The sequence below is a fragment of the Halopseudomonas nanhaiensis genome, from assembly GCF_020025155.1.
Taxonomy (GTDB): Bacteria; Pseudomonadota; Gammaproteobacteria; order Pseudomonadales; family Pseudomonadaceae; genus Halopseudomonas; species Halopseudomonas nanhaiensis.
The window spans coordinates 1,782,954-1,793,327 of the sequence record NZ_CP073751.1 but is presented as its reverse complement, the minus strand read 5'-3'; the positions used below and the strand labels follow the sequence as shown (position 1 = coordinate 1,793,327).

10 protein-coding genes are annotated in these 10,374 nt (G+C 58.9%); 7 read left to right on the top strand and 3 right to left on the bottom strand.

Annotation, left to right across the window (positions count from 1 at the left end):
• Nucleotides 1–63: 63 nt before the first annotated feature.
• Nucleotides 64–879, top strand: coding sequence for an exodeoxyribonuclease III (xthA, locus tag KEM63_RS08075; RefSeq protein ID WP_223655745.1), 816 nt, complete (start codon nucleotides 64–66; stop codon nucleotides 877–879).
• Nucleotides 880–1,005: 126 nt separating this feature from the next.
• Here the strand turns inward: xthA and clpA are convergent, their stop codons facing one another.
• Both clpA and clpS read right to left on the bottom strand, forming a co-directional pair.
• Entirely contained in the window at nucleotides 1,006–3,273 is a 2,268-nt protein-coding gene (gene clpA, locus KEM63_RS08070; RefSeq protein ID WP_223655743.1) for an ATP-dependent Clp protease ATP-binding subunit ClpA, read from the bottom strand.
• A gap of 34 nt (nucleotides 3,274–3,307) precedes the next feature.
• Nucleotides 3,308–3,670 (bottom strand): ATP-dependent Clp protease adapter ClpS, encoded by a 363-nt coding sequence (gene clpS / locus KEM63_RS08065; protein WP_423747841.1) that lies wholly within the window; start codon nucleotides 3,668–3,670, stop codon nucleotides 3,308–3,310.
• A gap of 208 nt (nucleotides 3,671–3,878) precedes the next feature.
• On the opposite strand from clpS, the gene cspD reads away from it, so the two are divergent.
• Nucleotides 3,879–4,130, top strand: coding sequence for a cold shock domain-containing protein CspD (gene cspD / locus KEM63_RS08060; RefSeq protein WP_223655739.1), 252 nt, complete (start codon nucleotides 3,879–3,881; stop codon nucleotides 4,128–4,130).
• 82 nt (nucleotides 4,131–4,212) lie between these two features.
• Here cspD and icd read toward each other — a convergent pair whose 3' ends face one another.
• On the bottom strand, nucleotides 4,213–5,472 hold the full coding sequence (gene icd / locus KEM63_RS08055; RefSeq protein ID WP_223655737.1) for an NADP-dependent isocitrate dehydrogenase: 1,260 nt from the start codon (nucleotides 5,470–5,472) through the stop codon (nucleotides 4,213–4,215).
• Between the two features lie 349 nt (nucleotides 5,473–5,821).
• Here icd and KEM63_RS08050 point away from each other — a divergent pair, with 349 nt between their 5' ends.
• The 5 genes from KEM63_RS08050 to purB are packed head-to-tail and all read left to right on the top strand — an operon-like array spanning nucleotide 5,822 to nucleotide 10,297.
• Nucleotides 5,822–6,256 carry an NUDIX hydrolase gene (locus KEM63_RS08050; RefSeq protein WP_223655735.1) on the top strand — a complete coding sequence of 145 codons (435 nt, stop codon included), beginning with the start codon at nucleotides 5,822–5,824 and terminating at the stop codon, nucleotides 6,254–6,256.
• A gap of 1 nt (nucleotide 6,257) precedes the next feature.
• Nucleotides 6,258–7,388 (top strand): tRNA 2-thiouridine(34) synthase MnmA, encoded by a 1,131-nt coding sequence (gene mnmA, locus KEM63_RS08045; RefSeq protein WP_223655733.1) that lies wholly within the window; start codon nucleotides 6,258–6,260, stop codon nucleotides 7,386–7,388.
• Nucleotides 7,385–8,005, top strand: a complete 621-nt coding sequence (gene hflD, locus KEM63_RS08040) for a high frequency lysogenization protein HflD (RefSeq protein WP_223655731.1) — start codon at nucleotides 7,385–7,387, stop codon at nucleotides 8,003–8,005. The genes mnmA and hflD overlap by 4 nt, the downstream gene beginning before the upstream one ends.
• Nucleotides 7,998–8,888, top strand: coding sequence for a DMT family transporter (locus tag KEM63_RS08035; RefSeq protein ID WP_223655729.1), 891 nt, complete (start codon nucleotides 7,998–8,000; stop codon nucleotides 8,886–8,888). The genes hflD and KEM63_RS08035 overlap by 8 nt, the downstream gene beginning before the upstream one ends.
• 38 nt (nucleotides 8,889–8,926) lie before the next feature.
• Nucleotides 8,927–10,297 (top strand): adenylosuccinate lyase, encoded by a 1,371-nt coding sequence (gene purB / locus KEM63_RS08030; RefSeq protein WP_223655727.1) that lies wholly within the window; start codon nucleotides 8,927–8,929, stop codon nucleotides 10,295–10,297.
• Nucleotides 10,298–10,374: the final 77 nt, after the last annotated feature.

The following is a 10,374-nucleotide window of genomic DNA, read 5'->3' as shown; positions in this document are numbered from 1 at the left end:
GTAAGGGCGGTCACGCCTTCCATCGCTGGCCTGCGCCGGCGCTGACCAGATCACAGGATTATTATGAAATTCGTTTCCTTCAATATCAACGGCTTGCGCGCAAGACCTCATCAGTTATCTGAGATAGTCGCGCGCCACGCTCCCGACGTTATCGGCCTGCAGGAGACCAAGGTCGACGACACGTCCTTCCCCTACGACGATGTGGCGGCGCTCGGCTATCACGTTCACTTCCACGGGCAGAAGGGCCACTACGGCGTAGCGCTGCTGACGCGGGAACGACCGGTCTGGGTTGCCAAGGGATTGCCAAGCGATACGCCTGAGGCGCAGTGCCGACTGATCTCTGCGGAGCTACCCTGCCCGGACGGCAAATCCGTGGTGGTGTTCAACGGATACTTCCCACAAGGTGAGAGCCGGGAGCATCCGGTCAAGTTCCCGGCCAAGACACGTTTCTACGCGGATCTGCAGGCTCATCTCGAGCAACGCTTCAGCCCGGAGCAACGATTGGTACTGATGGGGGACCTGAACATTTCACCGGAAGATTGCGACATAGGCATCGGCGCGGAAAACGCCCGTCGCTGGTTGCGTACAGGGAAGTGCAGTTTCCTGCCGGAGGAGCGCGAATGGCTGCAGCGATTGAAGGACTGGGGTCTGGTCGACACATTTCGCCGCACGTACCCGGATAGCGACGACCGCTTCAGCTGGTTCGACTACCGAAGCCGCGGCTTCGAGGCTGAACCCAAGCGCGGGCTCCGCATCGACCTGGTCATGGCCAGCAGCGGGCTGATCGACTCTTGCGTGGAAGCAGGAATCGACTACGACATCCGCGCCATGGAAAAGCCATCCGACCATGCTCCCGTCTGGGCAAGCTTCAGGGTCTAACCGTCTTCGCTTGAGCTAGAGGGCCTGAGGTCAGGCTGTTCGAGCACTCAACGATACTCGACGCCCGCGCGATTTGGCTCGACACGTCAAAAAAAACGCCCCGCAAAGGGGCGTCTTCTTTTCTCGTTACGCCATCTCTTCTTCCAGCACGTCCAGGATGAGCTCGTCATCGCGCAGACTGACGTGCACCGTGCCGCCATTTTCAGCCAGGTCGCCAAACAGGATCTGCTCCGCCAGCGGTCGCTTGATCTTGTCCTGAATCAGGCGCGCCATCGGCCGAGCACCCATCAGAGGATCATAACCGTGCTCGGCGAGCCAGTCGCGAGCGCTGTCATCGACATCGAGCAGTACATGCTTGTCCTCCAGCTGCGCCTGCAGTTCGGTGAGGAACTTGTCCACCACGAACTTGATGCTTTCATGGCTCAAGCGGCCGAACTGAATGATGGTGTCCAGACGGTTGCGGAATTCCGGCGTGAAGGTCTTCTTGATCACTTCCATCGCATCGGTACTGTGATCCTGCTTGGTGAAACCGATCGACGCACGGCTCATCGACTCTGCACCCGCGTTGGTGGTGAGCACGATGATCACGTTGCGAAAATCCGCCTTGCGGCCGTTGTTATCGGTCAGCGTGCCGTGATCCATAACCTGCAGGAGCAGGTTGAATACCTCAGGGTGGGCCTTCTCGATCTCGTCAAGCAACAGTACGCAGTGCGGGCTCTTGTTGATCGCCTCGGTGAGCAGACCACCCTGGTCGAAGCCGACATAACCCGGAGGCGCGCCAATCAGGCGTGACACCGTATGGCGCTCCATGTACTCGGACATGTCAAAGCGCAATAGCTCGACACCCAGACTCTTCGCCAGCTGGCGAGTGACTTCGGTCTTGCCGACCCCGGTGGGGCCCGAGAACAGGAATGAACCAACCGGCTTGTCGGCCGACTTGAGCCCGGCGCGCGACAGCTTGATCGCCGTGGACAAGGCCTCGATCGCGTTGTCCTGGCCAAACACCACGAGCTTCAGGTCCCGCTCCAGGTTCTGCAGAAGCTCCTTGTCGCTGGACGACACGTGCTTGGGGGGAATACGGGCGATCTTCGCAACGATCGCCTCGACTTCGCTCACATCAATTCGCTCGGCACGTTCGTTCACCGGCTTGAGTCGCTGATAGGCGCCCGCTTCGTCGATGACGTCGATAGCCTTGTCGGGCATGTGACGATCATTGATGTAACGCGCTGCCAATTCCGCTGCCACGCGCAGCGCCTCGTCGGTGTAAGGGATGCCATGGTGTTCCTCGAAGCGGCTCTTTAGCCCTTTGAGAATCTGTATGGTGTCTTCCACCGAGGGCTCCACCACATCGACCTTCTGGAAGCGACGGGCCAGCGCCCGGTCCTTTTCGAAAATACCGCGGAATTCCTGGAATGTAGTCGAGCCGATGCAGCGCAGCTCCCCGGAAGACAACAGCGGCTTGAGCAGATTGGAAGCGTCCATCACGCCGCCGGACGCTGCGCCCGCACCGATGATCGTGTGGATCTCGTCGATAAACAGAATGGCCTGAGGACGCTTCTTCAGGGCCTTGAGCAGAGCCTTGAAGCGCTTCTCGAAATCGCCCCGGTACTTGGTACCTGCCAGCAACGCGCCGAGATCCAGCGAATACACCACTGCTTCGGAGAGAATATCCGGCACTTCACCGTCGACGATGCGTTTGGCCAACCCCTCGGCTATCGCTGTCTTGCCGACGCCTGCCTCGCCAACCAGCAGAGGGTTGTTCTTGCGGCGACGTACCAAAATCTGCGCTACCCGCTCGACTTCCGACGCGCGGCCGACCAACGGATCGATACGACCCTGACGGGCCTGTTCGTTCAGATTGCTGGCATAGCTCTCGAGCGGATTATTTGTTGCAGTCGACTCACCAGTCTCCTCGTCCATCGACTCCTGATCAGGCTGCGCCTGCTCGGCATCCCCGGACACCTTGGATATGCCGTGAGAGATGTAGTTGACGATGTCGATGCGCGCAATCTGCTGCTGCTTCAGGAAAAACACGGCCTGGCTTTCCTGCTCGCTGAAGATGGCAACGAGCACGTTGGCTCCGCTTACTTCACCTTTCCCCGAGCTTTGCACGTGAAAGACCGCGCGCTGAAGCACCCGTTGGAAACCGAGCGTCGGTTGCGTTTCGCGCTCATGATCATGCTTCGGAATCAGCGGCGTGGTCGAGTCGATGAATTCGGTCAATTCGCGGCGCAAACGCTCCAGATCGGCTCCACATGCGCGCATGACAGCGACGGCTGCCTGGTTGTCCAGCAGGGCCAGCAGCAGGTGCTCGACGGTCATGAATTCGTGGCGCTTGTTGCGCGCATCTTTGAACGCCAGGTTCAGGGTGATCTCGAGATCTCTATTGAGCATTTTGCCACCTCATAGTGCGACGACAGTCGCTTCGTTACGCTTCCCGCTGGATCTGACACATCAACGGGTGCTGGCATTCCCTCGCGTACTCATTTACCTGTGCGGCCTTGGTTTCAGCTACATCCCGAGTATAGACACCGCAAACCGCTCTGCCTTCCGTGTGGACCTTCAACATGACTTGGGTCGCTGCTTCGCGGTTCAGGAGGAAGAAGCTCTCCAACACTTCTACTACGAAGTCCATTGGAGTGAAATCGTCATTCAGCATGACTACTTGATAGCGAGACGGCGGCTTGAGTTCCGGTTTGCTGGTTTCGACCGCCAGACCGTCCTCTTCTTCGCGTCCGGGCTCGCTTGGCCCCTGATTCGAGGTTAGTAGAATTCTCATCTTTGGAAACATTTCAGGCTTCGCTTGTCCCAGAGTGGGTGGAGTCATCCTGTCAGGAAATTGTGTACTGGTACACAGCTTGCCTGAGGCTAACTTGACTTACGGTGATTCAATGTTAAAAAGTGTAAATCAAGCATGACAGGTCGGCTATCCTGTTTTATGTCGTCGGGCATGCAGCCGCTTCCGGTAAACCCTTCATGGATAAGCAGAGGATGTTGTAATGGAGAATGGTAAGGTCAAATGGTTCAATAACGCCAAAGGCTACGGCTTCATCGTAGCAGACGGACGCACAGAAGACCTTTTTGCCCACTACTCGGCAATCCAGATGGATGGTTATCGAACGCTGAAGGCTGGTCAGCCTGTGCAGTTCGACATCATCCAGGGCCCCAAGGGTCTGCACGCCATCAACATTCAGGCTGCAGAGACCAGCGTGGCGTCCCCGAGCCGCGAGGAAGCGATGACCGCGCAATAATGCGGGTCATTAACTAAGCCTCCCCGCTAGATCAAACAAGGAAGCCGGCATATGCCGGCTTCCTTTCGTGCCTGGAAATCGCTCAGCGCATGCTGGCGACAATGTCCTGGCCAAACTCGGAGCACTTGCGCAGCTTCGCGCCGTCCATCAGTCGCTCGAAGTCGTAGGTCACCGTCTTGTTGGCAATCGCACCGTTCATTCCGTTGATGATCAGGTCAGCGGCTTCCGTCCAGCCCATGTGGCGCAGCATCATTTCGGCAGAGAGGATGAGCGAACCAGGGTTGACCTTGTCCTGCCCTGCATACTTCGGTGCTGTGCCGTGGGTGGCTTCGAACATGGCGACCGAGTCGGAAAGGTTCGCGCCAGGCGCAATGCCAATGCCACCTACTTCGGCTGCCAGGGCGTCGGAGAGATAGTCGCCGTTGAGGTTCAGCGTGGCGATCACGTCATACTCGGCGGGACGCAGCAGAATCTGCTGCAGCATGGCATCGGCAATCACGTCCTTGACCACGATGTTCTTGCCGGTATTCGGATTCTTGAACTGCATCCACGGGCCGCCGTCCAGAAGTTCGGCGCCGAACTCGTCACGCGCGATGTCGTAGCCCCAGTCCTTGAAGGCACCTTCGGTGAACTTCATGATGTTGCCCTTGTGCACCAGGGTCACCGAGTCGCGGTCATTGTCGACTGCATACTGCAGCGCCTTGCGCACCAGTCGCTTGGTGCCCTCTTCGGATACCGGCTTGATGCCGATGCCGCACATGTCAGTGAAGCGAATCTTGGTGACGCCCATTTCCTCGGTAAGGAACTTGATCACCTTCTGCGCTTCGGCAGTGCCGGCCTTCCATTCGACACCAGCATAGATGTCTTCAGAGTTCTCGCGGAAGATCACCATGTCAACGTCGCCAGGCTTCTTGACCGGGCTGGGGACGCCTTCGAACCAGCGTACCGGACGCTGGCAGACATACAGGTCGAGCTGTTGGCGCAGTGCAACGTTGAGCGAACGGATACCACCACCGACCGGCGTGGTCAGCGGGCCCTTGATCGAAACGACGTAGTCCTTGACCGCATGCAGGGTCTCTTCCGGCAGCCAAGTATCCTGATCATAAACCTGGGTCGCTTTCTCGCCAGCGTAGACTTCCATCCAGGATATCTTGCGCTTGCCGCCGTAGGCCTTCTCGACTGCCGCGTCGACGACGTCGATCATGACAGGAGAAATGTCCACGCCGATTCCATCACCCTCAATGTACGGAATGACCGGGTTCTCCGGAACGTTCAGGGTCAGGTCCGCGTTTACGGTGATTTTGTCGCCGCTGGCCGGCACCTGGATCTTTTGGTATCCCATTTTTGACTCCGTTGTGTTGTCGTTGTCGTACTGGCCCCGGGGGTAACCGGAGCCGGCGAATACGGATGTGTTGGTGGCCGTATTGTTGTAGTTTTCCTACACGTTGTCACGTTTTTTTCCGAACCCGCAAGGGTCGGTGCCCACCATTTCTTTTCTTTAATTGTCAGCTGCGCGACATTCGACGCGAAAGCGGTCGTTTTGTAGTGGCACTACATGGCGGACTACATATGCAGATAGCAGAATCCTAGCCTTTTTTTCGGCCATTTCCAGCGTCGTGCGCCAGGTGCAGCCGGTTCACGCGAATGCGGCTTTGCGCTACTCTATGCCTCCTTGAGGAGAGGCCACTTCAATGCGATTTTTACCGCACGTCACCGTGGCGACCATCGTGGAAGACGGCGGCCGCTTCCTGATGGTTGAGGAATACCGCGACAACCGCATCGTTTTAAATCAACCTGCAGGGCACCTGGAAGCCGACGAAAGTCTAATCGAGGCCGCCGGCCGAGAAGTACTCGAAGAGACCGCCTGGAATGTCGAGATTCTCGGGCTGGTTGGGCTATACCTGTTCAAGGCAGACAATGGTACGACGTACCAGCGCAGCTGTTTCCACGGCCGTCCTGTGTCCGTCGAGCCGAGCCGCGCGCTGGATGAAGGGATTCTTCGCGCGATCTGGATGTCCCTCGAGGAGATCGAGGCACGGCGCGCGGACTTGCGGAGCCCGCTGGTGCTGAATTGTATTCGGGACTTTCTGAACAAACCCCTTTATCCACTGGATCTGATTCGCTGACATGACTTTTCCGACCTCCAAACAGCCAGGCGATACCCGCGTCATCGTGGGCATGTCCGGTGGCGTAGACTCTTCCGTTTCGGCTGCCCTGTTGCTGGAACAGGGTTACCAGGTGGAAGGCCTGTTCATGAAGAACTGGGATGAGGATGACGGTACCGACTACTGCACAGCCAAGGAAGATCTGGCGGACGCCCAGGCGGTGTCCGACAGGCTGGGTATCAAGCTGCATACCGCGAACTTCGCTGCCGAGTACTGGGATAACGTGTTCGAGCATTTCCTGGCCGAGTACAAGGCTGGCCGCACACCCAACCCCGACATTCTTTGCAACCGCGAAATCAAGTTCAAGGCGTTCCTGGATTATGCCCTGATGCTGGGTGCTGATCTGATCGCGACCGGTCATTACGTCCGTCGTGCCGAGCAGGAGGGCCAAACCCTGCTGTTACGTGGTCTCGACGCCAACAAGGATCAGAGCTACTTCCTGCACGCCGTGGCCGGCGAGCAGATCGCGCGCACCCTGTTCCCGGTAGGTGAACTCGAGAAGCCGGCAGTACGGCGGATCGCCGAAAAGTATCAGCTCGCCACTGCGCGCAAGAAGGATTCGACGGGTATCTGCTTCATCGGCGAAAGACGTTTCAGCGATTTCCTCAAGCAGTATCTGCCGGCGCAACCCGGCGATATCCAGACGACTGACGGCGAGACCATTGGCCGGCACCATGGCCTCATGTATCACACCATCGGGCAGCGCCAGGGCCTGGGCATCGGCGGTTTGCAGGGAGCCGGTGAGGAACCCTGGTACGTGCTGCGCAAGGATCTGGAGCGCAACGTGCTGATCGTCGGTCAGGGCAACGCCCACCCCTGGCTATTTGCCGACGCACTGGAGGTGTCCGAGATCTTCTGGGTCAATGACTTGCAGGATGCGTTGCCGCTCAGGCTCACGGCAAAGGTGCGTTACCGTCAGCCGGACCAGGCCTGTACGCTGGAGCACAGCGAGCGTGGCTACCTCATACGCTTTGACGAACCGCAGCGGGCGGTGACGCCTGGTCAGTCGGTGGTGCTCTACCAGAACGACGTGTGTCTGGGCGGCGGTGTGATAGAAACCGCCCTTGCCTCCCAAACGGAGCACGCCGCTTGAGCCCGGTCGACGAGCAGGTCATCGCGCTGGGCGCGGTATTCGAGGCGGCATTGCAGGTAGACAAGCTGGCCCGAACCGGTCAGTACGTCGAAGGACCGACGCAGTGCCTGATCCGCAGTATTTTTGAGCGTAATCCGGACGATGTGAAACAGATCTACGGTGGCTCGTTCCTCCCGTTGCGCCAGGGACTGCTGGCCCTGGAGGCCATGCTCGAACGCGACACGGCCGCCCTGCAACGCGAAGCGCTGCGTTATGTGATGAATCTGCTGGCACTGGAACGGCAACTGGCCAAGCGTGACGACATGCTCGCCGTGCTGGGCCAGCGACTTGATCAGGTCGAGAAGCAGACCGAGCATTTCGGCTTGCTGCATGACAACGTGATGGCCGGTCTGGGCAGCACCTACCAGGACACGCTCAGCACCTTGAGGCTGCGCATCCAGGTACACGGCGACATGCGCTATCTGCAACAACCCGATACGGCAAACCAGATACGGGCGTTGCTGCTCGCAGGCATCCGCTCGGCGCGGCTGTGGCGTCAGCTTGGGGGGCACCGCTGGCAGATGTTGCTGTCGCGCCGCAAGCTGCTCGATGCGGTGCAGAACGTCGGCTATGGTTGAAGCCGTACGACTGGATCATCCTCGGCGTGGAGCCGCGATGCTGGCAGTGTCGGCCCTTCTGTTCGCAGTGATGGGTGTGCTGATTCGGGAAGTATCGCAAACCGTCAACAATGAAACGGTCGTATTCTTCCGCAATCTGGTGGGGGTGTTCTTCTTCCTGCCGATGATCGCCTATCGAGGCTTCGGCCCGTTCCGCACAGAGCGACTGACCAATCATTTCCTGCGGACCTTCTACGGCCTCGGGGCGATGTACTGCTTTTTTTACGCCATCGCCCATCTGCCCCTCGCGGACGCCATGGTATTCACCTACGCGGCGCCGGTTTTCACCCCGCTCCTGGCCTGGTGGTGGCTCAAGGAAACACTGACATCCCGAATGGTGTTCATGGTACTTCTGGGCTTCGTCGGCGTGCTGCTCGTGGCCAAGCCTACGGGCGCGTTGTTCGAGGCCAAGGCTCTGGCGGGCGTCGGTGCAAGCCTGCTTGCTGCGTTCGCCTTCGTGTCGATCCGTGCCATGAGCAATACCGAACCGGCGAGCCGCATCGTGTTTTATTTTTCAACGTTTTCGGCGCTGCTTTCGTCGATACCGCTGCTGTGGGCCTGGCAGCCTCTTTCCCTTCCCGAGCTGGGGCTGTTGCTGGCTATCGGGTTGGTCGCCACGACCAGCCAGCTGGTGATGTCCAGAGCATACGCACTGGCGCCGCCGGGGAAGATCGGCCCGCTGAGCTATCTGGCCATCGTGTTCTCCGGCCTGTTTGCGTGGGTGCTATGGGGCGAAGTACCCGGGCTTTCGTCCTGGCTGGGCGCTGGCCTGATCTTCGCGTCAACGCTGATCAGCATGAGCATGCCTGCGAGCCGGCCCAAAAAAACCTCAACTGATGTATGATTTCGCCCTTTCTGCCAGCACATTGACGAGAGCCTCCTATGCAACTCACCCCCCTGACCGCCGTCTCCCCTGTTGACGGCCGCTACGGTAGCAAGACCAGCAGCCTGCGCAGCATATTCAGTGAGTATGGCCTGATACGGTTTCGCGTGCAGGTCGAGGTCCGGTGGTTGCAGTGCCTTGCCAATCACCCGGGCATCCCGGAGGTCAAGCCGTTCTCGGCGCAGGCCAACACGCTACTGGACTCGCTCGCGGAAGACTTCCAGCTGGAATGGGCCGAACGCATCAAGGAAATCGAACGCACCACCAACCACGACGTCAAGGCGGTCGAATACCTGCTCAAGGAGCAGGTCGCGGTGCTGGACGAGCTCAATGCCGTCAACGAGTTCATCCATTTTGCCTGCACTTCCGAAGACATCAACAACCTCTCCCATGCTCTCATGCTGCGCAGCGGGCGTGATGACGTATTGCTTCCGTTGATGCAACGTATCGCGGATGGCATCCGTCAACTCGCCGTCAGCTTTGCCGATGTGCCGATGCTGTCCCGCACCCATGGCCAGCCCGCTTCGCCCACTACGCTGGGCAAGGAAATGGCCAACGTGGTGTATCGCCTCGAGCGGCAGATTCAGCAGATTGGCGCGATTCCTCTGCTGGGCAAGATCAACGGCGCTGTCGGCAACTACAATGCGCACCTGTCGGCGTACCCCGAGATCGACTGGGAAGCGAACGCCCGCCAATTCATCGAAGGCACCCTTGGCCTGAGCTTCAACCCGTACACGACCCAGATCGAGCCGCACGATTACATCGCCGAACTGTTCGATGCCGTGGCGCGCTTCAATACCATCCTGATCGACTTTGACCGGGATATCTGGGGCTACATCTCTCTTGGCTATTTCAAGCAAAAAACAGTTGCCGGCGAAATCGGTTCCTCGACCATGCCGCACAAGGTCAACCCGATCGACTTCGAAAACTCCGAAGGCAATCTCGGAATCGCCAACGCCATTCTCCACCACCTCGCTTCCAAGCTCCCGGTATCCCGCTGGCAGCGCGATCTGACCGACTCGACTGTTCTGCGCAATCTGGGTGTCGGCTTCGCGCATAGTGTTATCGCATACGAGTCTACCCTCAAGGGAATCAGCAAGTTGGAGCTGAATTCTCAACGTATTTCAGAGGATCTGGATAACTGTTGGGAGGTCCTTGCAGAGCCGGTCCAGACGGTTATGCGGCGCTACGCAGTGCCCCAGGCCTATGAGAAGCTCAAGGAGCTCACGCGGGGCAAGGGTATCACCCCCGACGCCCTGCTCTCCTTCGTCGACGGACTGGAAATACCGGATGCCGCCAAGCGCGAGCTCAAGGCTCTGACTCCCGCCGGCTACGTCGGCAACGCGGCCGATCAGGCGCGCCGAGTCTGACCTGTCAGCGCTTCGCAACCCGCAGCGGCGACGTCATCCGACGTCGCCGTTTTCGTTCATGAACATGTATTTTTGAG